The organism is Myxococcus sp. CA033, assembly GCF_013336625.1.
Classification (GTDB): Bacteria; Myxococcota; Myxococcia; order Myxococcales; family Myxococcaceae; genus Myxococcus; species Myxococcus llanfairpwllgwyngyllgogerychwyrndrobwllllantysiliogogogochensis.
On sequence record NZ_JABUMU010000011.1, the window covers coordinates 209,089 to 234,986 of the forward strand.

Below are 25,898 nucleotides of genomic sequence, written 5' to 3' on the forward strand. Positions count from 1 at the left end.
ATGCCCAACAACATCTACCCCGACGTGACGCAGCTCATTGGCCGCACGCCCATCATCCGCCTGTCGCGCGTCGGAGGCCCTGACGCGGCCACGCTGCTGGCGAAAGTCGAGTCCTTCAATCCCGGTGGCAGCGTGAAGGACCGCATCGGTCTGGCGATGATTGAGGACGCGGAGAACAAGGGCCGCCTGCGTCCGGGCATGACGATTGTCGAGCCCACCAGCGGCAACACCGGCGTGGCCCTGGCCATGGTCGCCGCGGTGAAGGGCTACCGCATCATCCTCACCATGCCTGAGAGCATGAGCGTGGAGCGCCGCCGCATCCTGGAGGCCTATGGCGCGGAGCTGGTGCTGACGCCCGCGGCCAAGGGAATGAACGGCGCCGTCGAGGCGGCCGACGAGCTCATCAAGGAGCTGGGCGACAAGGGCTTCATGCCGCAGCAGTTCCGCAACCCGTCCAACCCGGAGATTCACCGGCGCACCACGGCGAAGGAGATTCTCGGAGACCTGGACGTGCGCAAGCTCGACGCCTTCGTGGCGGGCATCGGCACGGGCGGCACGATTACGGGCGCGGGCAGCGTGCTCAAGAAGGAGAACCCGTCCCTGCAGGTCATCGCCGTGGAGCCGCTGCGCTCGCCCCTGCTCACCCAGGGCAAGGCGGGGCCGCATCGCATCCAGGGCATTGGCGCCAACTTCGTGCCGGAGGTGCTGGACCGCTCCGTCTATGACGAGGTCATCGACGTCGCGGATGTCGACGCGTACCTCGCCGCGCGGGAGCTGGCGAGCCGGGAGGGTCTGCTCGTGGGCATCTCCAGTGGCGCGGCGCTGCACGCGGCCCGGCAGGTGGCGCGGCGACTGGGTCCCGGCAAGACGGTGCTCACCGTGCTGCCCGATACCGGTGAGCGGTACTGGAGTTCGTTCGCGGCGTTCGCCGAAGAGCTGGCGAACACACCGCAGGGAGTCGGTGGATGATTGAGCTGCGCGGTATCAGCAAGGTGTACAGGCAGGGCGGGCGCGAGGTGTCGGCGCTCCAGGACGTGTCGCTGCGGGTGGACCCAGGAGAAGTGTTCGGCGTGCTCGGGCAGAGCGGCGCCGGCAAGTCCACGCTCATCCGCTGCGTCAACCTCCTGGAGCGTCCCACCCAGGGCCGCGTGCGGGTGAATGGGAAGGAGTTGCTGTCGCTGAGTCCCGATGAGCTGCGCCTGGCGCGGCAGGGCATCGGGATGATCTTCCAGCACTTCAACCTGTTCTCCTCGCAGACGGTGGCGGCCAACGTCGCGTATCCGCTGGAGGTGGCGGGGCTGCCGCGCGAGCAGATTCGCGCGCGCGTCGCGGAGCTGCTCTCGCTGGTGGGCCTGTCGGACAAGGCGGACACCTACCCGGCGCGGTTGTCGGGTGGGCAGAAGCAGCGGGTGGGCATTGCCCGCGCCCTGGCGCCGCGACCTCGCATCTTGCTGTCCGACGAGGCGACGTCGTCGTTGGACCCGGAGACGACGCGCTCGGTGCTGGCGTTGCTCCGGGATTTGAACCGACAGCTTGGCCTCACCATCCTGCTCATCACGCATCAGATGGAGGTGGTGAAGGCCATCTGCGACTCGGTGGCCGTGCTGGAGCAGGGACGGCTCGTGGAGCAGGGCAAGGTGGTGGAGCTGCTCTCCCGTCCGGGCTCGCATCTGCATGGGCTGTGCTACCCACCCTTCACGACGGGCGAGAGCGCCGTCCTTCGGGGCGGTCAGCGCGTGGAGCTGTCACTGTCGGGCGAGCACTCCACGCGTCCCATCCTCTCCACCCTGGCGCGTCGCTTCGACGTGGACGCGCATCTGCTGGAGGGCTCGCTGGAGCGCGTGGGCGAGGCGCGCGTGGGGCGGCTGCTCTTCGAGCTCACGGGTGCTCCGGACGCGGTGAGCCAGGCCCTGGCGTTCCTGCGCGAGCAGGGTTTGACGTCGGAGGAGGCGGCCCATGCCTGGTGAGCTGACGCATTCGCTGTGGGTGGCCACGCTGGAGACGCTCTACATGACGTCGGTGGCCACGGTGTTGGTGGTGCTCGCGGGGCTGCCCCTGGGAGTGCTGCTGGTGCTGACGGACCGGGGCGGACTGTGGGAGCGCCCGGCGCTGCACCGCGTGCTGGGCACGCTCGTCAACGTGGGGCGCTCGGTGCCCTTCATCATCTTGATGGTGGCCATCGTCCCCCTGACTCGCCTGCTGGTGGGCACCACGATTGGCACCACCGCCGCCATCGTTCCGCTGGTCGTCGCGGCGATTCCCTTCATGGGGCGCGTGGTGGAGCAGGGGCTGCGCGAGGTGGACTCCGGCTTGGTGGAGGCCGCCATCGCCATGGGCTCCACCCACCGGCGCGTCATCTTCCGCGTCCTGATTCCCGAGGCCCTGCCATCTCTCGTGCGCGGTACCGCGCTCGTGGTTATCAGCCTGCTCGGCTACAGCGCCATGGCGGGAGCCGTGGGCGGAGGTGGGCTGGGAGACCTCGCGGTGAAGTACGGGTACATGCGCTTCCGGACCGACGTCATGCTGGGCTGCCTCGCCGTGTTGCTGGCGCTGGTGCAGCTCGTGCAGTGGCTTGGGGATGGCGTGGCTTCGCGCTTCGACCACACCTCGCCCCACTCCCGCCGCGCGCACGACTGAAATATCCCCCCGGTCACGCTGTTGCCCGCGGCCTCTCCTCCGGAATCCACACCCCATGAAGCCACCTGCATCATTTTTCATCATCCCCCTGGCCTTCGCCGCCGTCTCCATTGCGCTGCTCGTGGGAACGGGCTGCAAGAAGTCGGAGGCTCCCGCCATCGGCGAGGCGCCCGGAGTGCCCACGCTGAGAATCGGCGTCAACCCGGTGCCGCATGGCGAGATTCTTCGCGCCGCGGTACCCGTGGCCCTGCGTGACGGCGTGCGCATCGAGGTGGTGGAGTTCACCGACTACGTGCAGCCCAACGTGGCCCTGGCGGATGGACAGCTCGACGCCAACTACTTCCAGCACGTGCCGTATCTGGAGCGCTTCTCCGCGGACCGTCAGCTCGCCCTGCGCAGCGCGGGCGCGGTGCACCTGGAGCCGCTGGCGCTGTACTCGACGAAGTTCCGTCAGCTCGCGGAGCTGCCCGAGGGCGCGCAGGTGACGATTCCGTCCGACCCGAGCAACGCGTCTCGCGCGCTGCATCTGCTCGCGGACCAGGGCCTGTTGCGGCTGAAGGAGGGCGCGGGCGCCGTCGCCACGGTGCAAGACGTGGTGGGCAATCCTCGCAAGTTGGAGCTGCGGGAGATCGACGCCGAGCAGCAACCGCGCACGCTGGAGGACGTGGCCGCCGCCGTCATCAACGGCAACTACTTCCTGGAGGCGCAGAAGCACCTGAAGCTGGACGCGAAGGTGCTGGCTCGCGAGTCCTCCACGCGCAATCCGTACGCGAATGTGCTCGTCGTCCGGAAGGGCGACGAGTCCCGCCCCGAGGTCCGGGTGCTGCTCAAGGCGCTCCAGTCCGGAGAGGTGCGCCGCTTCATCGAGTCCCAGTACGGCGGCGCGGTGGTGCCGGCGTTCTGAGTCGCGCGGTTCGCTGCGCAGGGCGATCCAGGCGGAGAGCGGTGCCGCATCCCTCGGCGGCCTGATGGTGCTGGCGTTCTGAGACGCGCGTCACTCGGAGCGCTTGAAGTCCTCCGAGCGCACTCCGTAGCGCTTGAGCAACCGGTGGAGGCTCTCGCGCTCCATGCCGGCACGTTCGGCGGCGTGGGTGACGTTGCCGCTGAACTCCTGCATCAACGCGGTGAGGTACTCGCGGGACACCGTGTCGCGGGCGCCGTCCACTGCTTCGCGGTAGGGCAGCTTCGCCAGGGATTCAGCGGTGGCCCTCACTCCCGGAGCCGTGGCGCCCGAGGTGACACCGCGTGACGTGGCCACCTCGGGAGGGAGGTCCTCTGGGGTGATGCGTGTACCTCGGGCCACGGCCACGGCTCGCGCCACGGCGTTCTCGAGCTGTCGCACGTTGCCCGGCCAGTCGTAGGACGCGAGTGCGCGCAGGGCCTCGGCGGTGAAGCTCTCCACTTCAGACCGTCCCGGGCCGGACAGGAAATGCATCGCGAGCAGCGGGACGTCCTCACGTCGCTCTCGCAGTGCTGGCAGTCGCACCGTCACCACGTTGAGGCGGTAGTAGAGGTCCTCGCGGAAGCGACCGGCGGCCACCTCGGCGGACAAGTCACGGTGCGTGGCGGCCACCACGCGGACGTCCACCTTCACCGGCACGGTGGTGCCCACGCGCCGGACTTCCTTCTCCTGCAGGGCCCGGTTGAGCTTCACCTGCACGGGCAGCGGCAGATCTCCAATCTCGTCGAGGAAGAGCGTGCCGCCGTGGGCCTCCTCGAAGAGTCCGGGCTTCGCCACCGTGGCGCCCGTGAAGGCGCCCTTCGCGTGACCGAACAGCTCGCTCTCCACCAACTCCGCGGGGAGCGCGCCACAGTTCACCGCCACGAAGGGCTTCGCGGCGCGAGGGCTCTCCTTGTGGACGGCCCTCGCGGCCAGCTCCTTGCCCGTGCCTGTCTCGCCTGTGAGCAGGACGGTGAGGTCTCTCGCCGCGACCTGGGAGAGCAGGCCGTGCAGGGCGTGCATCGCCGCGCTTCCGCCCAGCAACCCGTGGAGCTCGGGGGCCGACGCGAGCCGGGCTTTCAGTCCCGCGGCCTCTCGGCCCTGGCGTCGCTTCTCCAACGCACGTGCCACGACGAGCGCGACCTCGTCGGGGTCGAACGGCTTGGAGAGGTAGTCGTAGGCGCCTTCCTTGATGGCCTCGACCGCCTTGGGGATGCTGGCGAACGCGGTGACGAGAATCACCTCCGTGTCGGGCGCGCGGCGCTTCACTTCGCGCAGCACCGCGAAGCCGTCAGCGCCGGGCATCTGGATGTCCGTCACCACCACGTCGAAGTCGCGCGAGGCCAGCAGCGACATGGCCTGCTCGCCATCGGCGGCCTCCGTCACGGAGTAGGCGTCTCCGAGGATGCGGGAGAACAGCTTGCGCATGTTCTCCTTGTCGTCGACCACCAGGACGCCGGGTTGGGTTGGAGTGCTCATGCCATGGCCTCCCGCTCCGCCGACGCGGGGGGCAGTCGCAGTGTGAAGCGCGCGCCTCCCAGCGGGCCCGTGTCCGCCTCGATGCGTCCGCCGTGTGCCTCCGCGATGGCCTGACTCACGGCGAGCCCCAGGCCCGTGCCCGTGGACTTGGTGGTGAAGAAGGGCTCGAAGAGGCGGCGGCGGTCCTCGGGCTTCACACCGGGGCCGGAGTCGGAGACGGAGACGCTCGCGCCGCCGTCCTTCGCGGGCGCGATTCGGACCTCGACGGTGCCACCGGTTCCGGCGGCCTCGGCGGCGTTCTTCACCAGGTTGAGGAGAATCTGGCGCAGCCGCGACGGCTGGGCCCACGCGCTCGCCGAGCCCTCCACGCGCACGTCCACTTGTCCGAGTCTCTCTGCTTCGCGCAGCCTCGCCACCACGTCCTCACACGTCTCGCGCAGGGGGACTATTTCCACCGGGCCCTGGCCCGGGCGGGAGAGGTCGAGGAGCCCTTCGACAATCTGCTGGCAGCGCACGGCCTCCTCCTCCACCACTTTCAGGTCTTCCGCCAGGGCACCCTCCGCCTTGCGTTGGAGGATGCGCACATAGCCGAGGATGACGCCGAGCGGGTTGTTGATTTCGTGGGCGACGCCCGCCGCCAGTCGGCCGACGCTGGCGAGCTTCTCGTGTTGAACGAGCTGGGCCTGGTGCGTGCGCAGGGCATCGGTCATCCGGTTGAACTGCGCGGCGAGTCGGCCGAGTTCTCCCGGGTCGTCCTCGGGGATGCGCGTGTCCAGGTCGCCCTGGGCGAGTCGAGCAGCGCCTTCGGACAGTCGAGCCACGGGGCGGGCCACGGAGTTGCCGATGTAGATGCCCACGCCCACGGCGAACAGCGTCGCGCCTCCGAGGAAGAGCAGGGCCCAGCGGAAGCTGGTGTGCTCGACGGCGGCGACGTGTTCCTCGAACGAGCCGATGGAAGTGTCGAAGCGGCGCGCCAGGGCCTCGGCGCGGGCCTGGATGAGGGAGACGCGCTCCAGGGCGCGGCCGTGGGCGGTGGTGACGGCGGCGTGGTCCTTCGCCAGCACGGCGGGCAGGAGTGTCTCGCGATACAGCCGGTCCAGCGCGTCACCGTTCTCCTGGATGTCCGCCACCCAGGCGCGCTCCTCGGCGTCCTGAGCCTGCTCTCGGAGCCGGCGGGTGAGCGTCTCGACGCGTGCTCGCGACTCCTCGTGGAAGTGAACGTGGCTGGCGTTGCCGAGGATGATGGTGTGGGCCAGATGCGCGTACTGGTCTCGTACGGCGGTGGCCAGCTCGAGTGCCTCGCGGACCCGGCCGCCGGCCTCACGCAGCTCGTGCGAGGCGTCGTGGATGTCCGCCAGCCGAGCAAGCGCGAAGCCCGATGCGGCGGTGAACAGCGCCACCAGCGCACCGAAGGCGAGCAGCAGCTTGCGAGTCGTGGAGCCGGAGGTGGGAAGCATCGCGCTCTATATAAGGGAGTGCGGGGCCGTGTGGGTGAGCGATGTCGGCGCGTGCACAGTCTCACTCGCCCCATCAACCAGGTTGTCTCCGCGACTTCCTACCTTCGGTAGAATGCCTGTGTCGTTTCCTCTGTCGGGGGGACACAGCGATGCCGTGGATGACCTTCTGGGTCTGTGCGCTGTCCTGCGCCGTCATGGGCTGCCCCGAGGTGCACCGGCGTGACGGCCTCGTGGACCGGGCCGCGCATCAGGATGCGCTGGAGAACATCCCTACACGCTGCTCCAGCGTGGAGCGCGAGCAATACTGCAGCGGAGAAGCGTCGAAGGACCCGGAATGCATCCGACGCTGTGGTGAAGCGGAATGAACTGGCGAACGCCCATGGGGGTTGGAATCGCTCTGCTTCTTCCTCTGCCGTTGGTCCTCATCCTCGGCGGCACACTTCAATCCGAGCGACCGGAGCACTTTCGAGGGCGCCCCATCAGCCCCCTCCTCTCCAAAAAGGAACGCGGCCCACTGCGGACCTATCACCGGAACTGCGCCCGAAGCTCCGACTGTGAGGCACCGCTGGGCTGCCTCATGGATGCGCGAGCTCATGCCCAGTACTGCGCCGACAGCCAGTGCCTCACGGATGCGCAATGCGAGGATGGACAGCACTGTCAGCTCCTCGCAACCGAAGGCCACGGCCCCATGGTGCGCTACTGCTTGCTGCTCGGCGTGCGCACGGAAGGAGAGCGGTGCATCAAGGTTCCCGCCTCTCGGGAAGAAGCCTGTGCACCTGGATTGATATGCGGGAGCCAAGGCGGTTTTTGCGCGCGCCCCTGCTCACTGACGGAGCCGGGAAGTTGCACTCCGACTTTCTTCTGCGCGAACACCCAACCCGAACCGCTCTGCCTCCCCACCTGCGAGAAGAGCGGCTGTCCCGAGGGACAGCACTGTATCCGCCACGAAGAAGGCGCCTCCACCTGCGCCAGGGTGTTCGGCCCACAGTGCCAACAAACCCCCTGCCCTTCGGGCCAGACGTGCGAGTTCATCCACGCGTCCCATCTACCCGACCGCATCTGGTCCGAGTGCGAGCTGCGCTGTGGCAAGGACTTCCCACCCTGCCCCGACGGCCGCGTCTGTGACGGATGGGCCTGCGAGCAGCCCTGCGACCCCAAGGGCCCCAACACCTGTGACGACGGATACCGCTGCTTCCAGCGCCGTCCCTCCAGTCCCTGGGTCTGTCACCCCGACTGGTGACAGACCCGCCCCACCGCGACGTCACGCGGGCAGCGACTTCAAGAACGACAACAACGCGGCGTTGACCTCCGCGGGACGCTCCTGCTGAACCCAGTGCCCCGCTCCAGGAACAACGAGCACGTCCTTCAGATTCGGCACCAGCGGCTTCATCACCTCCACCGGCGCCAGCGCGCGCCCCGGGTCCTTCTCTCCCGTGATGAACAACGCGGGCTGCTCGATTCGCACCGTCGCCAGCTCGGGCAGCTCCTCCCAGTCCCGGTCCATGTTGCGATAGCGGTTCAACCCACCCCGGAACCCACTGCCCTCGAACTCCTTCACGAAGTACGCGACATCCTCCTCCGTGAGCCAGGCGGGCAAGGTCGCGGGCGTCTCGATGCCCGTGAGAAACCCGTCCCCCTGCTTCCTCGCGCGCACCAACTCCGACTTCGTGTCGAAGCCCGCGACGGAGCCCGCCAGAACAGTGCGCACCGTCCGCGGCACATCCGCCTCCAGCTCCGCCTCCGCGACACCCGGCTGCTGGAAGTACTGGATGTAGAACCACTTCTCACCGAACACGGCCTTGAAGAGCTGCGTGGGCGGCATCGGCGTACGCCCCAGATGCGGAACACTCATGCCGACAACGGCCCTGAAGCGGTCCGGATGAAGCGCGGCACAGGTCCACGCCATCGCCGCGCCCCAGTCGTGCCCCACCACCACCGCCGTCTTCTCCCCGAGCGCATCCAGCAGCCCCACGAAGTCCGCCACCAGGCTCCGCATGCTGTACGCCTCGACGGGCCCCGGCTTGTCACTGCGCCCATAACCTCGAACGTCCGGCGCGACGACGTGGTAGCCGGCGGCGGCGAGCACCGGAAGCTGATGCCGCCACGAGTACCAGGACTCCGGCCACCCATGGAGCAACAGCACGAGTGGCCCCTTCCCCGCCTCCGCGACATGAAGGCGAATCCCGTTCGTCTCGAGCATGCGATGTGTGATGTCGACCATGGTAGGGGCTCCATTCCCCTTGCGAACCGCACCGTCCCGCGAGCATGACAGACGCTCGGAGCTCCGCGCTCCGGTGTCCTTCGAGGAGCACGCATCATGGCCTTGCGCTTCAAGAACCTGGACGGCAGCGGCCCTCAGCCGTTCAGCAGCGTCTTCAAATGGGCAGTGGCCGACAAGCTCTCCGGCCGCCGCCGCAAGTCGCCCGACCATGCACCCGTCCCTCGCGTGGAGCCGGACCTCGCCCTGCTCGCCACACCGCCCGCCCCCGGCGAGGGCGCGCGCCTCACATGGCTGGGCCACGCAAGCTGGCTCGTCCAGCTCGACGGCCTCTCCCTTCTCATCGACCCCGTGCTGCGCGACGCCATCAACGTCGTCATCCGCCGCAACGTCCCGCCCGGCGTCCCCGTCGACAAGCTGCCTCCCATCGCCGCGAGCCTCGTCTCCCACAACCATTACGACCACCTGGACCTGCCCACGCTCACCGACGTGGGCGCTCCCATCGTCACGGGCCTGGGACAGTCCCCCGTGTTCCGGGGCGGCAAGCTCGCCGTCACCGAACTGGACTGGTGGCAATCCACCCAGGTGGGCCCCGTCACCGTCCACTACGTCCCCTCGCAACACTGGAGCCGACGCGGCCTCAACGACGCCAACGAGATGCTCTGGGGCGGCTTCGTCGTCGAGGGCTCCAGCGCCCGCGTCTACCACTCCGGTGACACCGCCTGGTTCGATGGCTTCCAGGAAATCGGCCGCCGCTTTCCCAAGCTCGACGCCGCCCTGCTCCCCATTGGCGCGTATGACCCGGAGTGGTTCATGAGCCGCCAGCACATGAACCCCGAAGAGGCCGTCCGCGCCTTCGAGGCACTCGGAGCCCGGGAGTTCCTCGCCATGCACTGGGGCACGTTCAAACTCACCGACGAGCCGCTCGACGAACCGCCCCGCCGCCTGGACGCCGAGTGGAACCGCCGAGGCTGGCCGCACGAGCACGTCCACGTCCTACCGGTGGGTGGAACGCTCACCGTGCGAGGCGGTTGAAACCCACGGGAGCCTGTGTTGTGGGTTGGCCATGCTCCTCGCCACCGCCCTCTCCCTGGCGCTCGCCCAGGCTCCACCGCCTCTCACCACCGTGTCCGAGCAGAGCGGCTGGACACGCACCGGCCGCTACCCCGAGGTGGAGTCGCTCTGCCGCGCCTTCCCCAAGGCCTACCCCGGCAAGGTGCGCTGCGACACGTTCGGCACCACGCCCGAGGGCCGGCCCATGCTCGCCCTCGTCGCCAGCGCCGACGGCACGCTCACCCCCGCCGCCAACTCGAAGAAGAATCGCCCCGTCGTCTTCTTCCAGGGCGGCATCCACGCCGGCGAAATCGACGGCAAGGACGCCGGCTTCGCGCTCTTGCGAGACATCCTCTCCGGCAAGACGCTGCCGGGTGTCCTCAAGGGCGTCACCGCCGTCTTCGTCCCCGTCTTCAACGTCGACGGCCACGAGCGCTTCGGTCACAACAACCGCCCCAACCAGGTGGGCCCCGAGGAGATGGGCTGGCGCGTCACCTCGCAGAACCTCAACCTCAACCGCGACTACGCCAAGGCGGAGAGCCCGGAGATGGTGGCCCTGCTGCGCTACCTCCACTCCTGGGACGCGCTCGTCTACGCGGACCTGCACGTCACCGACGGCGCCAAGTTCGAGCCCGACGTCGCCGTCGGCATCGAGCCGCAGAAGTCCGGCCCGGAGAGCCTGCGCCCCCTCGGCGTGAAGCTGCGCCAGGAGCTGTTCCAGGAACTGGAGACGCAAGGCCACCAGCCCCTGGAGTTCTACCCTTCGTTCATCCAGGACGATGACCCGACGTCCGGCTTTGCCTACGGCGTGCCGCCTCCGCGCTTCAGCCACGCCTACGCCGCCGCGTACCACCGGTTCGGAGTGCTCGTGGAGACGCACTCGTGGAAGCCCTATGCCGAGCGCGTGAAGGCCACGCGCGATGTCGTCGCCGGCCTCCTGCGCCTCGTCGCCCGCGATGGCGCCGGGCTGATGAACGCCGTGAAGGCGGCCGACGCGGAGGCCCAGGCCGGCAAGGTGCGCGACGTCGTCGTCGCGTGGAAGAACACGCCGGAGAGCCACCCCATCGCCTTCCGGGGCTACGCCTACGAGCGCGGCGCCTCCGACGTCTCCGGGCAGACGTGGATTCGCTACGACGACTCCAAGCCGCAGGTGTGGACCGTGCCGTACTTCGACAAGGTGGAGCCCGCCCTCACCGTCTCCATCCCTTCTGGCGGCTACCTGGTGCCGCCGTCCCATGCCGCCTGGGTGGCCCAGAAGCTCACCACCCACGGCCTGCGCTTCCAGCGCCTGTCCCGCCCGACGCCCGCCACCGACGTGGAGGTGTTCCGCGCCACCGAGGCGAAGTGGAGTCCCCAGTCCAACGAGGGCCGTCAGACGCTGTCTGTGAAGGGCGCGTGGGAGAAGCAGACGCAGTCACTTTCCGCCGGCGCGCTGTACGTCCCCACCGCGCAGCCGGGTGTGGAGATGGTGGCCCACCTGCTGGAGCCCTCCGCGCCGGACTCGCTCCTGGCGTGGGGCTTCTTCAACGCCCACTTCGAGCAGAAGGAATACATCGAGGACTACGTGCTGGAGCCCTTCGCGCGGGAGCTGCTCGCCAGGGACGCCACCGTGAAGGCCGAGTGGGACGCGAAGCTCAAGGACCCCGCCTTCGCCAAGGACCCGCGCGCGCGTCTGCGGTTCTTCTACGAGCGCCACCCCGCTCGCGACACCCAGCACCGCGTCTACCCCATCCTCCGCACGGCCACCGCGCCCACGGGCCTCACCGCGGGCCGGTAGCGCGTCACCACCGCTGAGTCCCCAGAAACACGAAGGCCCCGGAGGCACGTCGCCACCGGGGCCTTCTTCATGTCCTGAGCCGGGTCCCAGACGCCCGGCGACGTTTCGTCACCAGGCCCCTGGCTTCCTCGGACCCAGACAGCTTCCGAGGAAGCACTCCGCCACGCCGGCCCTCGAGTGAAGGCCGGCGCTTCACGTCACCGTCAGCCGATGACGCCTTCGCAGGCGCAGGTGCTCGGGTTGCACGCCGTGTTCGACGGGCAGCCACCGCAGTCCGCCTTGCAAGCGCAGGAGCACGAGGCCGCGTCCGGCTGCGTCGTGGAGCCGCAGCTCAGCGACGCGGTGTCACACGCACAGGCGCACACGCTCGGGTCGAACTTGTAGCCCGCCGCGCACGTGGCCGTCTGGACGCACGAGCACGCGCAGGTCGCCGAGTTGCACGACTCATACGTGCCGCACGTGCCACCGCAATCCGAAGCGCACGTGTAGGCGCACACCGCCGGGTCCGTGTTGCAGACCTGGCCCGGAGCGCCGACACCACCGCAGTCCGACGGGCACTCGCACTTGTCCGTGGTGCGGTTGCAGGAGAGCTTGCCGTCGCAGTAGTCCGCCTCCGTCGCGTCGTAATACGGGTCCGTCTTGCAAGGAGGCGGCACGCCGTTGGCGTTCGTCGTCCGGTCGCTCCAGTAGCGGTAGGACACCGCCGCCTGCGTGTTGTCCGCCTGCGGCCGGCAGCCGCCGAAGAACGACAGCGTGCGGTTGATACCATCCACGTCGAAGCCGTTGGTGCGGCTGCGCGGCAGGTCCGCCGCCGTGGGGCACGACACCGCGTCCGCCACCGTCGCCACCGACACCTTCACCGACGCGCCGATGGGCGGCTGCTGCGTGCGGTAGCCCACCGACGCGATGACGCTGTCGATGATGCCGTTGATGGTCGTGGTGATGGAGGTGGAGTTGCGGATGCTGCCCACCACGCCGCCCGTCGCCTGGATGATGTCCAGGTGCTTCGGGTCGCGGGGGTCCTCCTGGTTGTGACACCACGTCGCCGTGTTGCTGGTGGCGAACTCCGGCGGGCAGATGATGCCGTGGACCTGGATGACCTGGTTCAGCGGGTTCTTCGTCGCGGGCGTGTTGCCGGTGCTCTTGAAGTACTGCTCGAAGGTCTGGATGGAATCCGCCGAGTAGTCATGCGTGTCCGTGAGGATGACGACCACCACCTTGGCGCCGTCGCGGATGCGCGAGTCCGAGGACGTGCCATTCGGCACGAGCGTGGTGTTGATGGCCGCTCGCACCGCTTCCATGGGCTTCTCGTCACCCCAGCCGCTCAAACCCACCCAGCACGACTGGTTGTTCGTACAGGTGGTGGGCGTCGTCCCCGCGGGGATGGTGACGGTATTGCACTGGCCGCTGGCGCAGGTGCTGTTCTGCGTCAGCCACGCACGGAACTGGTTGATGTTCCGCGTGAAGCCACGCACCACGTTGCGGTTGGCATGGTTGGTGTTGGTGGAGGTGTAGCTCGTGGTCACCATCGCCACACGCCAGTCCAGCGTGGAGTTGCCCAGCTTGTTCGCCACGGCCGTGGCCGCGTCCGCCAGCGACTGCTGCGAGCTGGCCATGGAGCCGCTGTCGTCCACCACGAAGATGAAGTCCACCACTGCCTGGCGCGAGGTGAACAGCTCGCACTGCACCGCGTCCGCGTCACCGAACTGCGCCAGCGCCGAGCCGCCCGCCGTGTCCGCCAGCGAGAAGAGGCTGCCCGCCTCGTTGTAGCGGGACGTAGGGGTGATGGCGATGACCACCAGCACGCTGTCGTTGGAGCGGTGGACGTACTGCGCCTGGATGGTGAACGGACCGGTGATTCCCGCCGAACCCGCGAGCGAACCGGCGCTGCTGGGCACCAGCGACCGCACCAGCGAGTTGGTGCGAGCCTTCAGGTCTTCGCCGCCCGCCAGCGAGTAGCGAGCCGCGAGCGCGGCGTATCCGTCCCAGGTGTTGAAGGTCTGCGCGTAGTCACTCGTCGCGGTGTTGAACGAGGCACCGCGGATGCCCGCCTCGTCGCCCGCGGGGGTGATGGAGCCGCCCACCGCGCCACGCTTGTACGCAATCAGCGTCACCTGCTTCGTGTCGTCCCAGCCGATGACGCCCACCGTGGCGCCAGCCACCGTGATGTTGGTGATGTTCGCGTCCTTGAAGGTGGCCGGCAGCGCGAGCCGCACGTCCGCGCCATTGTCCTCCTTGAACGTGACGGGCCGCAGGTTGTTCGCGCGGCAGGCCTGGCCCGCCGGCGTGTTGGGCGCGCCGTCCGCCGGGTTCTTCGGGTCCAGCTCGTTCGCGTCCACCTGGCCGTTCTGGTTCGCGTCCTCCGCGCCGTCCGCGATGCCGTCACCGTCCGAGTCCGCCGTCGTGGGGCTCGTGGTGCTGCTCGGGTGCGCGTCGCCCGCGTAGCCGCAGTCCTTGCGCGGCGCCGCGGCGGTCGTCACACCGCGCTCCAGGCCGTCGCGCAGGCCGTCGCCGTCCGTGTCCGGGTTGGTGGGGTCCGTCTCGTTGGCGTCCACCTTGCCGTTGCCGTTGCCGTCCTCACCCAGGAAGCCATCGCGGCCCGCGCCGTCCTGCAGGCCGTCACAGTCGGTGTCCGTCAAGCGCGGGTCCGACTCGTTCGCCTCCACCTTGCCGTTCTTGTTCTCGTCCTCGACGCCGTCGTCGAGGCCGTCGCCGTCCGTGTCCGCCTTGTCCTTGTTCGTGCCGGTGGCCACTTCCACCGCGTCCGGGATGCCGTCGAAGTCCGCGTCGGGGATGGAGGCGGCGCAGTCAGCCACCTTCGGGTCCGTCTCGCCGCTGTCGCGCACGCCGTTGCGGTTGCGGTCCTCCTCGCCGTCGCTGCACGAGTCGCCGTCCGTGTCGGGCTTGAGCGGGTCCGTGCCCATGGTCCGCTCCTGACCATCCGACAGGCCGTCGCCGTCCGTGTCGCGCTTGCGCGGGTCCGTCTCGCCGGGGCTCACCGTGCCGCTGTGGTTGACGTCCTCTTCGCCGTCCTTCAGCCCGTCACCATCCGAGTCGAGGGCGTTGGGGTCCGTCTCACCCGGGTCCCTCGCGCCGTTGCGGTTGGTGTCCTCCAGGCCGTCGGGGATGCCGTCGCCGTCCGTGTCCGCCTTCACCGGCGAGGTGCGCGAGTCCGGGTCCAGGTCCGCGCGGAACGAACAGGTGGTGTTGATGCTCGAGGTGCGGCCCACTTCGACGCCGTCACGAATGCCGTCACCGTCGGTGTCACGCCGACCCGGGTCCGTCTTCAACCCGCCGGCATAGACATTGGCGAACTCTTCCGCGTCCGTGAGGCCGTCGCAGTCGGAGTCCTTGGTGGGGTTCTTGCTGTCGTCGACATCCGTGGGCACCGGACCTGGATCCGGGTCCGGGTCAGGCTCGACGCCCGCATCCTCCGGGGGCGGTGTTCCACTGTCTGGGGTCGTACCCGCATCTTCATTGCCGGGCGGAGTGGGGTCTTCGGGGTCCGACCCGCCGCAGCCAGCCAGCAACGAAGCTGACACGAGCACGCAGGCGATGAGCCGGGTGAAGGACGTACGCATCATTCGACTCCATTTCCCTGACTCCGGGGGGGTTGGGATGAGTCAGGGGGAACCTGAAGTCTATGAAGACCTGCGCCTTTTGGTCAGTGACTATTCCCCTCGGTACGAGTTCTTCGTCGCTCTTCGTATGCTCTCTGTCCAACCTCATGGACGGATTGCGGCATGACTGTTGGCGAACACTGTTCGCGGGGTGGGAAGCGTCGGTTATCGTCTCTTTCGTGCCTGTCTTCGGTCTCGCGGCATTGTGGAATAGAGGGGCTTCACCAGAACGCGCCGCGGCGGTGGTGGAGGGGCTTGGCGAGCTGCTGCCCTCCGCGCAATCGATGCAGCTCGTCGTCTCCGTGCAGGCCGAGCAGGCCGGTATCGAGCTCAAGGTGGAGGCCCCGGGCTATCCGCGTGCCGCGGTGGAGCGGCTCGCCGACGAGGTGAAGCGCAGCGGCGGCACCTTCGTGGAGCTGTGGCGTCTGCCTAAGCCGGAGCGCGACGCGCTTCGCAACAGCATCTTCGCGGGAGGAAAGGCCTATGGGGGCGAGGAGCGCACCGCCGCGGCACGGGCGCTGGAGCAGCACGTGAGCGCGCTGGCCTCGCGACCCGCGGCTCCTGCTCCCTCGGCGCCACCGAGTCCCACCGCCGTGCCCACGTCGGAGGATGATCCACGCCGCGTGCCCTCCGCGCCAACGGGCGGTCCCCAGCGCCGGGGGCGCCGGTTCGCGGTGCGGCTGGAGCTGGAGTTCCGCACCGAGCTGGACTTCGTGCGGGAGCACGCGCTGAACATCTCCAACGGCGGCCTCTTCGTGCGCACCGCGCACCGGCCTCCGCCCGACAGCGTCGTCACCGTGGACGTGAAGCTGCCCAACGGGGAGCATCTGCAGGGCGAGGCGGTGGTGGTGCACGTGTTGGATGACCCTTACAGCGGCGGCGTGGGGCTTGCGTTCCTCAGTGACGACGTCACCTTCTCCCGGACGCTCGACGGCTACCTGGCGAGCCTGGTGGGTGGGGTGAGCTGAGTCATGGACGTGGTGGAGGAGACCTGGCCGAGGGACTGTGGCCGCTTCGAGTTGCTGTCCCGCCTGGGGCGCGGCGGCATGGCGGAGGTGTTCCTCGCGCGCGTGAAGCACGGCGCGCGGGCCGGAGAGCACGTGGCGCTCAAGCGCGTGCGCCCCGAGCGCGCGCACGACGACGAGGCGCACGAGCAGCTCCTGCATGAAGCGGAGCTGGCCCGGTGTCTGCGGCATCCGCACATCGTCGGCTTCGTCGAGTATGGAGAGCTGCCCGACGGGGGCTACCTCGCGCTGGAGCTGGTGGAGGGACCGGACCTGGGGCGAGTGCTGGCGCAGTGCCGACGGCGGCGCATCGAGCTGCCCATCGACATCTCCGTGCTCATCGTCCGGCAGGTGCTGGAGGCCCTCGCGCACGCGCATCAGGCCACGAGCACCACGGGCCGTCCGCTGGGTGTCGTGCACTGCGACGTGTCCCCGCACAACGTGCTGCTGTCGCGAACTGGAGAGGTGAAGCTGGCGGACTTCGGCGTGGCTCGCTCACGGGCGGGCATGGCGCTCGACGCGCGACGCCTGGGCAAGCAGCACTACCGCTCGCCGGAGCTGCTGGCGGGCGAGGTGTCCGTGGCGGTGGACCTGTGGGCCACCGCGGTGCTGCTGTACGAGCTGCTGTCGCTGGAGTCGCCCTTCCCCTCCGGCCCTGGTGAAGAGGTGGAGTCCGCCATCCGGGGGGGCCGGGTGAAGCCCGTGCGGATGCAGGTGCCGGAGGTGTCGGACGCGCTCGCGCTGGTGCTGGACCGCGCGCTGGCGCCTCACCCCTCGCAGCGCTTCGGCTCCGCGGAGCAGTTCGCGCGGGCCCTCGCCGCCCTCTCCGATGACCGCGTGGCCACGCCGCTGGCCGTGGCCGCCGTGGTGCGCGGGTTGATGGGCACGGGCGTGTGAGGCCTGGACCTCACGCGAGCTGCTGAACCGCGACGTACGGCAGGCCCAGGTCGCCCTCCACCACCAGCCGGCTGCGGCCACCGCCCTGCTTCACCACGCGCACCTGCACACCGATGCGCTCGGCGAGCCCCGAGACGTGGGAGATGATGCCCACCTGTCGACCCGTGGCCTGGAGTGCGTCCAGCGTCGCCAGCGCCACCTCCAGCGTCTCCGGGTCCAACGTCCCGAAGCCCTCGTCGATGAAGAGCGTCTCCACCTGCGTCGTCTCCGACGACAACGAGGCCAACCCCAACGCGAGCGCCAGCGACACCAGGAAGCTCTCGCCACCCGACAGGCTGGCCACGCCACGCACCTCGTCCCCCATGTCCCCGTCGACCACCTGGAGGTCCAGGTCATGCCCGGGCACGCGCATCAGGCGGTAGCGCCGCGCCAGCTCCTGCAAGTGCGCGTTGGCGTGCAGCAACAACGCGTCCAGCGTGAGGCTCTGGGCGAAGACCTTGAAGCGCTTGCCATCATGCGAGCCGATGAGGTCACCCAGCGCCTTCCACACCTCGCCCGCGCGCCTGCGCTCCGCCAGCGACTGGGCCTCGCTGCCGTGACGGGCACGGGCCGCGTCGTCCGCCTCCAGCTTCGCGCGCAGCATCGCCTCGGCTCGGCGCCGCACCTCCACGTCCCCTCGCAGGTGCTCGCGGGCGGCGGTCGCCTCCTCCTCCGACAAGCGGGGCGGTCCGCTCGACTCGTGGCCCGTGCGCCGCTCACGTCGCTCGTCGCGCACCGCGCGCGCCTGGGCCTGGGCCTCGCGCAGCACGGCCAGCGCCCGAGCCTCCGCCTCGCACCACGCGGCGTCGTTCGCCAGCAGCGCCTTCACCACGTCCAGCGACACACCCTGGGCCCCCAGCCGTTGCTCCAGCTCCTTCCGGGCCGACTCGCGGGCCTCCCGCGCACGGATGAAGTCGCGTGCCGCATCCTCCGCGCGGGCCAGCGCCACCCCTTCGGCTTGTCGTGCCGCTTCGGCTGACACGCGCGCCTTTTCGTAGGCCGCCAGCGCCGTCTCCAGCTTCGCGCGCAGCTCCGCGCGGACCTCTTCCGTGGGGCGGCCCTCCAGCAGCGCGGCGCGGGCCCGCACCGCTGCGTCCCGAGCCTGGCCCTTGAGCGTCGCCTGAGCGGCGTCCTCCTCGGCACGGCGAGCGCTCACCTCCAGCAAGCCCTGCGCGTGAGCGCGGTGTCGTTGTTCCTCGTCCTCCCGAGACTTCGCCTTCTGGACGATGTCCTCGCGCTCCTTCCACATGGAGACGCGCTTGCCGCACTTCTGGCGGAAGTCCGCCGGAGCGGCCTCCAGCTTGGCCTCCCATCCCGCGTCCGCGGCGAAGATGGGGGACACGTCCGCCAGGACCTGTCGCACCGTCGCGTCCGCCGCTTCCACCCGGGCCAGCCCCTCCTTCAGCGCGCCCTCCACTCGCGTGAAGGACTCTTCCGCGCGCCGGAGCGCATCGGCCGCCACCTCACGTCGGGTGCGCTGCGCCTCCAGCGCCGCTCGCGCCTCGCGCGCCGTCCGGGCCAGTCCCTCCGCCGCCTCTTCCTCGGACTTCAGCGCGGACAGCCGTGCCTGGACCTCGGCGACCATTGCCTCCAGCCAGACGCTCGCCTCCGGGCCCGAGCCCTCTTCGGGAGCAAACGCGGCGTCACGCGCGCTGGCGACTCCCGGGGCTGATGTGGCGTCACGAACTCCCGCACCCTCTTCGCCACCCGGCGACTCGGAGTCATGGGCCCCGACAACACCCTTTCGCGCACTCAGTCCCGGTCCACCTCCCGAAGACGCCGAGCCCTGAGTCCGCACCCGCCGCCACTGCTCGCGGCCCCGCGCCCACGCGTCACGGTGCTCTCCACAGCGGGCCGCCGCGCCCTCTCGCCGCGACTCCGCCTGGGTGACTCGCGCTCGCGCCGCCGCCTGCCTCGCGCTCGCGTCCACTTCTTCGCGAGAGCACTCATTCCGCTCGGACTCCAGCGTCTCCACCCGCGCGGCGGACTCCGCCACCAACCCCGCCAGGGCCGGCACCTCATGCCGATACGGATGCTCCGTGGCACCACAGAGCGGGCACGCCTCGCCCTCGCGAAGCAGCGCCCGCTGCGCCGCATGCCCCTGTGTCGCCTCCGCCACGGACAGCGCACGGCGCGCTTCCTTCAGCGCCGCTTCACGCTCCAACCGACGCACCGCCGAGTCCCGCACCGCGACCGACGCGGACTCCGATTCCTCCCGCGCCACCGCCGATTCACGCGCGGCCTCTCGCGCCTCGGCCTCTCCCGAACACAGGCCCTGCCGGGCCAGCTCCAGTGCGCGCAGCGTCTCCTGCCTCGCGAGCAGTGACTCCCGCAGCACCCGCCGCTCCACGCCCGTCCCCTCCCCCAGCGAGGTCTCCGCATGCGTCGCCGCCGCCTGCGCCCGCGCCTCGGCCTCCGCCGCCGAGTCCCGCTCCTGACGCCTCAGACGCTCCGCGTCCTTCAGCAAATCCACGTCCCCGCGCAGCTTCTCCACGGCCGCCCGCGCCGTCTTCCCCTCGCCCAGCGCCACCTCGTAGCGCTCCAGCTCGCGCTGCCAGCGAGGCCACTCCCTTGCGAGCGCCTCCCAGTGGGCCTTCTCCAACAACCAGACCCGAGCCCCCTCTCCCGCCACCCGCGCGGCCTCCTCGCGGACCACGACTTCCTCGAGCACCGCCCGAGCCTTCACCGCTTCGTCCTCCGACACCCGCGCCCGCGCCCGCGCTTCCTCCGCGTCACGCGCGGCCGTCGCACTCCGCGCATCCAACTCCGCCGCGGCCTCCAGCGCCGGCGCCGCGACCTCTTGCGCCGACCGCGCCTCCTGCCGCCCCTCCTCCGCCACCCGCAACGCACCCAGCAGTTGGGCCGCGCGAGCCTTCGCCTCCGCCACCTCCGCGCCACGAACCCGACCCGTGGCGTCCGCTTCCTCGCACCGACGCTCCGCCCCCTCCGCCGCCGTCACCGCCCCTCGGAACGACTCCGCCGCGCGGACCTCCTCCAGCTTCTTCGCCCGAGGCGCCGCCGCCGCCAGTGCCTCCGCCGCTCGCGACTCCTTCTCCTCCGCGTCTCGCTGCGCCCCCACCAGCGCCGCTAGGTCCGCGTGCCACGCCGCCGCGCCCTCCGCCTCCCCCAGTTGCGCCTCCACGCTCTTGCGCGCCTCGGCCTCCTCGACGAGCCGCCCCTCCGCCGCTCCGCGCTCCCCGGCCTCCATGAGCGAAATCGCCGCCAGCCCGAGTTCCCGGCGCGCCAGCTCCTCCTGCTCGCCCTTGTTCTTCTCGTGGGCGGCCATGGACAGCCGGCTGTACACCTCCGTGCCGGTCATCCGCTCCAGCAGCTCCGCGCGCTCGCTCGCATCCGCCTTCAAGAAGGCCGCGAACTCCCCCTGCGCCAGCAACGCCGAGCGGCGGAACTGGTCGAACGACAACCCCAGCCGCTCCTGGATGGCCACCAGCACCTCGCCCTTGGTGCGGCCGAACTGCTGTCCCGTAGCCACCTCCGTGAGCGTCATCTCCTGGGGCCGGAAGCGCCCCTCCGCGCGACTGCGCGCCCGCCACACCGACCAGCGGGCCCGGTAGCGCTTCCCATCCTTCCCCTGGAAGTCCACCTCCGCGAAGCCCTCGCCCGCGCCCCGCCGCAGCATGCCGCGCACGTCATACGCGGACAGCCGCGCCTCCTCCTCCTCGTCCGCGCGCCCCACCGGGACACCACCCCGCCCGCCCAACCTCGGCGTCCGGTCGAACAGCGCCAGGCACAGCGCGTCCAGCAGCGTGCTCTTGCCCGCGCCCGTCGCACCCGTAATCGCGAACAGTCCCAGCCTGTCGAGCGGCGGCCGGTCCAGCTCCAGCGCGAACGTCCCCGCGAAGCTCGTCAGGTTGTTGCCCCGGATGCAGAGGACCTTCATGACGCGTCCTCCTGCACCTGGGTCAGCAGCGTGTGGAACGCCTCCAGCAACACCTCCGAGGGCGGCTCCTCGTAGTCACGCGCATACCTCGCCCGGAAGACGTCCTCGGGCGTGCGCTCACGCAGCGACAGCCCTGGCTGGACCTCCGCCAGCGCGCCGCCCGTGCCTGTGTACGCGGGCGTCAGCTTCACCAGCCGCGCCGCGCGCCCCTCCAGCGCCTTCTCTACCTTCTGCCGCAGCGACGGCTCCGGTCGGGGCAGCGACACACAGACCTCCAGGTAGGGACGCCGCCACTCCACCGCGTCCTCCTCCAGCGCCGGCAATGCCTCCAGCAACGCCAGCACCTCCTCCAGCGTCGCGGCGTCCCGCGCCGGCACGCGCACCATCTCCGCGCGACGCGGCACGGGCAGGGACTGCACGGCCTCCAGTGCGTCCCCCTTCAAATCCACCAGCAACACCTGGTGCCGATATCCCGCCTCCGACAGCGACAGCGGCAGGGGCGAGCCGCTGTAGCGCACGCCCTCGCGCCCACCCACGCGCTGCGCCTTGTGCAGGTGCCCCAGCGCCGCGTACGCGACATCGTCCGAGAACAGCTCCACGGGAAGCGCGTGCTGGTTGCCGCCCAGAATCTTCCGCTCGCTGAGCACCGAGAGCTCCGAGCCCGTCATGTAGCAGTGGCCCATGGCCACCAGCGCCTGACCGGGCTGACGTCGGTGCCGCGCGGCGTCCAGCACCTCCGAGTACACCGCGCGAACCCCCTCCACCAACCGGTCCCCCGCCTCCTCCCGCACCGGCGGCAGGTCCGCGGGCCGCAGGTAGGGCACCGCCGCCACCCACGCGCCCACGTGTCCCTTCGCGTCGTGCACCGGCACCAGCAGTCGCTCCAACTCCAGCGAGCCCCCCGCACGTGGCAGCCCGCCCACCACCTTCACCCCCAGCGCCGCGAACAACGGGTCCGGCGCATCCAGCCGCGCGGCGGAGTCGTGGTTGCCACCGATGACGACCACGTCCAGCCGGGGCAGCCGCCGCCGGGCCTTGGCGACGAACTGGTACCAGGCCGCCTGGGCCTCCGCGCTCGGGTTGGAGGTGTCGAAGATGTCGCCGGCCACCAGCAGCGCGTCCACCGCCTGGGCCTCCAGCGTGTCCAGCAGCCACTCCAGGAACGCGCCGTGCTCCGCCTCCCGCGAGACGTCGTACAGCGTGTGTCCCAGGTGCCAGTCCGACGTGTGCAGCAAGCGCATCCCGCGTTCACCCTCCCTCACCCCACGGCACTCAGGCCGCCCGGCAGCCTCCTCCGGGGAAGCCGCCTGCTCCAAGCGCCGGGCGCCTGCTCCCTTACACGCTCCCTCTGACATGCGGGCAAGCCCCTGGAATTTCGCGCCTTTGCGGCCCCACCCGGCCCCACGCGTCCTGGGGGCGCGGTGAACCCGACAGGGAGACTGGCCGAGCCCGTCCTCTCGGGGGGATGCTTTCCCGCATGGAATCCACGCTCGTCCCATTGCTCGCGCTCCTGGGCATGGTGCTCTTCGTCGTGCTCGTGCTCGCCCTCGCCGCCAGGGACAAGCGTCGGCAGCGCAAGGCGTGGCTCGTCTTCGCGACGCGGAGAGGCTGGAGCTTCACCCAGTCCAAGGACTTCATGGAAGTGCAGGGGCTCCACCAGGACCGGCAGCTCTCCCTGCTCACCGAGGTCCGCGGCCAGAACCAGGGCTCGTACCACGTGATGGTGCTGCGCCTGGACGTGAGCGACGTGGTGCCCCAGGAGCTGCACCTGGAAACCGAGGGGCTGGGCGACAAGTTCCTGAAGCTGTTCAGCGTGCGCGACGAGGAACTGGGTGACGTGGCGCTGGATTCGGCGCTCAACCTGAAGGGCCTGTCGCCGGAATCGCACGCCCTGCTCACCACGCCCCAGGTGGGCGAGCACCTGCTGCGCGCCCACCGTCACTACCAGCGATTCTCCATCGTCGCGGGACTGCTGGAGGCGGAGCACCGGGGCGTCCCCGCATCCACCTCGGCGCTGGAGGCCCACATCGCTCCGGCGCTCGCCCTGGCCGACACCCTGATTCAGGCCGCCGGGCGAGCACCGGTGCTCAAGGCACGCAGCCGTCAGGCCTGACGGCGACGTCGGCGCGACATCGCCAGCGCGGCCAGGGCCACCCACGCGAGCGAGCCCACCGGGGCGGCGCCACAGCCGCAGCCGTCATCCTCCCCCGGCGACTGAGGGCTGGGGCCAGCGTCGGGCTGCGAACCCGCGTCGGGCTGCGAACCCGCGTCAGGTGACACGCCAGCGTCCGGCTCCGAGCCGGCATCCGGAGGCCCCTGCGGCACCAGCGTGCAGTCACCGTCACCGGCGCACACCTTCACCTCGACCTCGTGCCGCTTCCCCGAGGTGTCCACCACCGCGAACTTCACCAGGTGGCCACCGGGCGCCAGGTCCGTCGTGTCCCAGCGGTTGTGCTCGCCGCCGAAGTGGAAGTGATTGTCCGTGCGCTCGTCGGCGTACCGCCGCACTCCGTCGACGAAGAACTCCGCGCGCGTGCAGCCGTAGTCGTCGATGCAGTCGCCGTAGAACTCCGAGAACGCACCGGACACGCGCTCCTCCGCCGTGGGACGCGTGAGGACCGCGCGGGGCGCCTCGTCCTCCTTCACGGTGATGGAGAAGGTCTGCGTCGCATCCGGGGACACGGTGTTGGCCACGCGCACCTCGACGGGCACCGTCATGACCGTGGTGGGCGTCCAGGAGATGAGGCCCGTGGCCGCGTCGATGGACATCCCCGGCGGCGAGGTGGTGAGCGTGTACGTGGGCACCGGCCTCGCGCGCGCCTCCACATCGTAGCGATACGGGTTGCCCACCACCGCGGTGAGGGGAGCCGTGGAGGTGATGACGGGCGCCAGCGGCTCGTCATCCGCCTCGGTCACCGTCACGGCGCGCGAATCCAGGCCCGTCGCCGACACGGTGAAGGTGGCGACGCCATCCGCGTTGTCGGCGTCCGAGGCGGCGCTCAGCGTGACGGTCTGCGGCGTGCTCCAGTTGGTCGTCGTGAAGGTGAGCGCGGCCCCGGACTGCACGGTGAGGTCCGTGTCGCCCGCGGTGCGCGCCACCGTGACGCTCACGTTGCTCGCGGGCGCGCGGTTCATCGACACGTCGAACGTCGCCGTCCCGCCCTCGTTGATGCTCACGTTGCTGGACGAGAGCACGAACTGCGCGGAGTTGTCCTCGATGGTGGTCGCGAGCACGGACTCGGAGGTCAGCCCGCTGGACGCCACGGTGAAGGTGGCCGTGTCCACGACGGCGTCCGCGTCCTCCAGCGCCTCAATCGCCACGACGCGCGGAACGTTCCAGTTCCCCGGCGTGAAGGTGAAGGTGGAGACACCTGACAGGCGCAGGTCAGTGCTGCCGCCCGCCGCCCTGAAGGCATCCACCACGACAGAGGCCGTGGGAGCCTCCGCCAGCCGCACGGTGAAGGTGGCCCGGCCGCCCTCCACGACGCGCGGGTAGAGTCCGGTCACCACCAGGCGCTGTCCGGGAGCGTTGGGCACGATGCGGCGCAGACGCCCGTTGGTGACGCCGATGGTGTACAGCGCGCCGTCGGGTCCCACCGTCGCGTCGACATACGAGCTGAACTCCGTCCCCCACAGGTCCACCGTCGCCACGGTGTTGTCCTGCGCCAGCGTGGCGCGCGCGAACTTGCCGGAGACATAGTCACCGAAGAAGTAGTTGCCGCGGTACTCGGCTGGGAAGAGCGTGGAGTCGTAGAAGACGCCGCCGTTCAGGCAGGCCCCCAGGGCCTGGGTCTTCGCGGTGCCACCGCCGCTGCCGACATCGGGCAAGCCCGTCTGCGTCAGCGTGAAGGTCGTCGCGCTGGGGACGCTGGCGACGTAGAAGTCCCCGTTGAACGAGGCATCCGACACGCCCTCGATGGTGAGCTTCTCGCCCTTGCGGAAGCCGTGGTTGCCGCTGGTGGTGAAGGTGGCGATACCGCCCGCGCGCGCGGCGCCCGTCGCGGTGAGGGTGCGCGTGTCGATGTTGTTGGTGCGGTACTTGATGACGGGGGTGATGTAGTCGTTGCCGGCCGGCTGGTTGTTCTCATAGTCGTTGTAGCCCGCGTGGTTGCGCCGGTTCACCACGAAGGTCTGCTCGTAGCCGTCGCCCACCACGTTGACCCAGAGCAGGCCGGTGCTCGGCTGGAAGGTCAGCGTGAACGGATTGCGGACGCCTCGGGCCCAGATGTACTCGTTGTTCGGCCCCACGCCGTCGTTGAACGGGTTGTCGTTGGCGGGCGTGCCGTCGCGGTTTGCCCGGCTGACCTTCGCCGCCATCGACGTCAGGTCCGCATCCACACCCGTGCCGTTGCCCAGGTCGCCCACGGCGAAGTACAGCTTGCCGTCCGGCCCGAAGCCGATGCCACCGCCGTCGTGATTCTCTCCGCGAGTGGGCAGCCGCGAGACAATCACCGTGCGCGCCGTGCCCGTGCCGTTGGAGTCCGTGTAGCGGACAATCTGCTGCTCCGACGCGGAGACGGTGACGAAGATGTAGACGTAGCGGTTGACCGTGAAGTTCGGGTCGAACGCAATGCCGATGACGCCACACTCACTGTTGGTGTGAACGACCGGCTCCGTCGCGAACAGGCTCGTCACCAGCGCGGTGCCTCCCGGTGTCGTCGTCTGCGGCAGGCCGTTCTCCGTCGAGACCACCCGGATGGCCCCCGACTTGATGGTGATGAACAGGCGCCCCGAGCCATCAGGGGCCCACGCCATGCCCGTGGCCTGATTCAGGGTGCTCGACTGGAAGACGGTCTCGGTGAAGCCGGTGGGTACGGCGGCCCAGACTGGCGCTGCGAGCAATAGAAGCAGAATCAAGAGTTGGCGCATGGCCCGGAAG

The 25,898-nt window shown here is 69.9% G+C and carries 17 protein-coding genes; 10 read left to right on the forward strand and 7 right to left on the reverse strand.

The genetic code is table 11. From position 1 onward, the window contains the following. Genes cysK through HUA78_RS25325 form a run of 4 tightly spaced genes read left to right on the forward strand, consistent with a single transcriptional unit; the run spans window position 1 to window position 3,541 of the window. Window positions 1–969 (forward strand): cysteine synthase A, encoded by a 969-nt coding sequence (gene cysK, locus HUA78_RS25310; protein WP_163869456.1) that lies wholly within the window; start codon window positions 1–3, stop codon window positions 967–969. Further along, a complete protein-coding gene (locus HUA78_RS25315) occupies window positions 966–1,967 on the forward strand; it encodes a methionine ABC transporter ATP-binding protein (protein WP_174465831.1) in 1,002 nt (333 codons plus the stop codon). Before cysK ends, HUA78_RS25315 begins: the two co-directional genes overlap by 4 nt. Further along, window positions 1,957–2,637 (forward strand): methionine ABC transporter permease, encoded by a 681-nt coding sequence (locus tag HUA78_RS25320; RefSeq protein WP_174454500.1) that lies wholly within the window; start codon window positions 1,957–1,959, stop codon window positions 2,635–2,637. The genes HUA78_RS25315 and HUA78_RS25320 overlap by 11 nt, the downstream gene beginning before the upstream one ends. 55 nt (window positions 2,638–2,692) lie before the next feature. After that, on the forward strand, window positions 2,693–3,541 hold the full coding sequence (locus tag HUA78_RS25325) for a MetQ/NlpA family ABC transporter substrate-binding protein (RefSeq protein WP_174465832.1): 849 nt from the start codon (window positions 2,693–2,695) through the stop codon (window positions 3,539–3,541). A gap of 90 nt (window positions 3,542–3,631) precedes the next feature. On the opposite strand, the gene HUA78_RS25330 is transcribed toward HUA78_RS25325, so the two are convergent. Together HUA78_RS25330 and HUA78_RS25335 are read right to left on the reverse strand one after the other, a co-directional pair. Continuing rightward, window positions 3,632–5,056: a sigma-54 dependent transcriptional regulator gene (locus tag HUA78_RS25330; RefSeq protein WP_174477332.1), complete on the reverse strand. Its 1,425-nt coding sequence runs from the start codon at window positions 5,054–5,056 to the stop codon at window positions 3,632–3,634. Continuing rightward, window positions 5,053–6,513 (reverse strand): ATP-binding protein, encoded by a 1,461-nt coding sequence (locus tag HUA78_RS25335; RefSeq protein WP_141644698.1) that lies wholly within the window; start codon window positions 6,511–6,513, stop codon window positions 5,053–5,055. The genes HUA78_RS25330 and HUA78_RS25335 overlap by 4 nt, the downstream gene beginning before the upstream one ends. A gap of 158 nt (window positions 6,514–6,671) precedes the next feature. On the opposite strand from HUA78_RS25335, the gene HUA78_RS25340 reads away from it, so the two are divergent. After that, window positions 6,672–6,878, forward strand: a complete 207-nt coding sequence (locus HUA78_RS25340; protein WP_174459777.1) for a hypothetical protein — start codon at window positions 6,672–6,674, stop codon at window positions 6,876–6,878. An 896-nt stretch (window positions 6,879–7,774) separates the two neighbouring features. On the opposite strand, the gene HUA78_RS25345 is transcribed toward HUA78_RS25340, so the two are convergent. Next, the gene (locus HUA78_RS25345; protein WP_174459778.1) at window positions 7,775–8,734 is read right to left on the reverse strand and encodes an alpha/beta fold hydrolase; all 960 of its coding nucleotides are present in this window, start codon (window positions 8,732–8,734) and stop codon (window positions 7,775–7,777) included. Between the two features lie 96 nt (window positions 8,735–8,830). Here HUA78_RS25345 and HUA78_RS25350 point away from each other — a divergent pair, with 96 nt between their 5' ends. Both HUA78_RS25350 and HUA78_RS25355 read left to right on the forward strand, forming a co-directional pair. Further along, on the forward strand, window positions 8,831–9,766 hold the full coding sequence (locus HUA78_RS25350; RefSeq protein ID WP_174454494.1) for an MBL fold metallo-hydrolase: 936 nt from the start codon (window positions 8,831–8,833) through the stop codon (window positions 9,764–9,766). A gap of 31 nt (window positions 9,767–9,797) precedes the next feature. Then, the gene (locus HUA78_RS25355; RefSeq protein ID WP_174477334.1) at window positions 9,798–11,561 is read left to right on the forward strand and encodes a M14 family zinc carboxypeptidase; all 1,764 of its coding nucleotides are present in this window, start codon (window positions 9,798–9,800) and stop codon (window positions 11,559–11,561) included. A gap of 203 nt (window positions 11,562–11,764) precedes the next feature. On the opposite strand, the gene cglD is transcribed toward HUA78_RS25355, so the two are convergent. Then, the gene (cglD, locus tag HUA78_RS25360) at window positions 11,765–15,142 is read right to left on the reverse strand and encodes an adventurous gliding motility lipoprotein CglD (protein ID WP_174460431.1); all 3,378 of its coding nucleotides are present in this window, start codon (window positions 15,140–15,142) and stop codon (window positions 11,765–11,767) included. A 218-nt stretch (window positions 15,143–15,360) separates the two neighbouring features. Here cglD and HUA78_RS25365 point away from each other — a divergent pair, with 218 nt between their 5' ends. Further along, window positions 15,361–16,149: a TIGR02266 family protein gene (locus HUA78_RS25365; RefSeq protein WP_174477335.1), complete on the forward strand. Its 789-nt coding sequence runs from the start codon at window positions 15,361–15,363 to the stop codon at window positions 16,147–16,149. Between the two features lie 3 nt (window positions 16,150–16,152). Continuing rightward, on the forward strand, window positions 16,153–17,082 hold the full coding sequence (locus HUA78_RS25370) for a serine/threonine-protein kinase (RefSeq protein WP_141644692.1): 930 nt from the start codon (window positions 16,153–16,155) through the stop codon (window positions 17,080–17,082). 10 nt (window positions 17,083–17,092) lie between these two features. Here the strand turns inward: HUA78_RS25370 and HUA78_RS25375 are convergent, their stop codons facing one another. Beyond that, window positions 17,093–21,019 (reverse strand): AAA family ATPase, encoded by a 3,927-nt coding sequence (locus HUA78_RS25375; protein WP_174477336.1) that lies wholly within the window; start codon window positions 21,017–21,019, stop codon window positions 17,093–17,095. Further along, window positions 21,016–22,260 carry an exonuclease SbcCD subunit D C-terminal domain-containing protein gene (locus tag HUA78_RS25380; protein ID WP_174454490.1) on the reverse strand — a complete coding sequence of 415 codons (1,245 nt, stop codon included), beginning with the start codon at window positions 22,258–22,260 and terminating at the stop codon, window positions 21,016–21,018. Before HUA78_RS25380 ends, HUA78_RS25375 begins: the two co-directional genes overlap by 4 nt. Window positions 22,261–22,496: 236 nt before the next feature. Between HUA78_RS25380 and HUA78_RS25385 the strand changes: the two genes are divergently transcribed. Next, entirely contained in the window at window positions 22,497–23,132 is a 636-nt protein-coding gene (locus tag HUA78_RS25385; protein ID WP_174466831.1) for a hypothetical protein, read from the forward strand. On the opposite strand, the gene HUA78_RS25390 is transcribed toward HUA78_RS25385, so the two are convergent. Further along, complete coding sequence (locus HUA78_RS25390) at window positions 23,123–25,888, reverse strand: PQQ-dependent sugar dehydrogenase (RefSeq protein ID WP_174477337.1); 2,766 nt, start codon at window positions 25,886–25,888, stop codon at window positions 23,123–23,125. The genes HUA78_RS25385 and HUA78_RS25390 overlap by 10 nt on opposite strands. Window positions 25,889–25,898 lie beyond the last annotated feature (10 nt).

Bases quoted from the DNA above. Each gene is read 5' to 3' on its own strand.
- cysK (WP_163869456.1), top strand. From the start codon at position 1: ATGCCCAACAACATCTACCCCGACGTGACGCAGCTCATTGGCCGCACG.
- HUA78_RS25315 (WP_174465831.1), top strand. From the start codon at position 966: ATGATTGAGCTGCGCGGTATCAGCAAGGTGTACAGGCAGGGCGGGCGC.
- HUA78_RS25320 (WP_174454500.1), top strand. From the start codon at position 1,957: ATGCCTGGTGAGCTGACGCATTCGCTGTGGGTGGCCACGCTGGAGACG.
- HUA78_RS25325 (WP_174465832.1), top strand. From the start codon at position 2,693: ATGAAGCCACCTGCATCATTTTTCATCATCCCCCTGGCCTTCGCCGCC.
- HUA78_RS25330 (WP_174477332.1), bottom strand. From the start codon at position 5,056: ATGAGCACTCCAACCCAACCCGGCGTCCTGGTGGTCGACGACAAGGAG.
- HUA78_RS25335 (WP_141644698.1), bottom strand. From the start codon at position 6,513: ATGCTTCCCACCTCCGGCTCCACGACTCGCAAGCTGCTGCTCGCCTTC.
- HUA78_RS25340 (WP_174459777.1), top strand. From the start codon at position 6,672: ATGACCTTCTGGGTCTGTGCGCTGTCCTGCGCCGTCATGGGCTGCCCC.
- HUA78_RS25345 (WP_174459778.1), bottom strand. From the start codon at position 8,734: ATGGTCGACATCACACATCGCATGCTCGAGACGAACGGGATTCGCCTT.
- HUA78_RS25350 (WP_174454494.1), top strand. From the start codon at position 8,831: ATGGCCTTGCGCTTCAAGAACCTGGACGGCAGCGGCCCTCAGCCGTTC.
- HUA78_RS25355 (WP_174477334.1), top strand. From the start codon at position 9,798: ATGCTCCTCGCCACCGCCCTCTCCCTGGCGCTCGCCCAGGCTCCACCG.
- cglD (WP_174460431.1), bottom strand. From the start codon at position 15,142: ATGCGTACGTCCTTCACCCGGCTCATCGCCTGCGTGCTCGTGTCAGCT.
- HUA78_RS25370 (WP_141644692.1), top strand. From the start codon at position 16,153: ATGGACGTGGTGGAGGAGACCTGGCCGAGGGACTGTGGCCGCTTCGAG.
- HUA78_RS25375 (WP_174477336.1), bottom strand. From the start codon at position 21,019: ATGAAGGTCCTCTGCATCCGGGGCAACAACCTGACGAGCTTCGCGGGG.
- HUA78_RS25380 (WP_174454490.1), bottom strand. From the start codon at position 22,260: ATGCGCTTGCTGCACACGTCGGACTGGCACCTGGGACACACGCTGTAC.
- HUA78_RS25385 (WP_174466831.1), top strand. From the start codon at position 22,497: ATGGAATCCACGCTCGTCCCATTGCTCGCGCTCCTGGGCATGGTGCTC.
- HUA78_RS25390 (WP_174477337.1), bottom strand. From the start codon at position 25,888: ATGCGCCAACTCTTGATTCTGCTTCTATTGCTCGCAGCGCCAGTCTGG.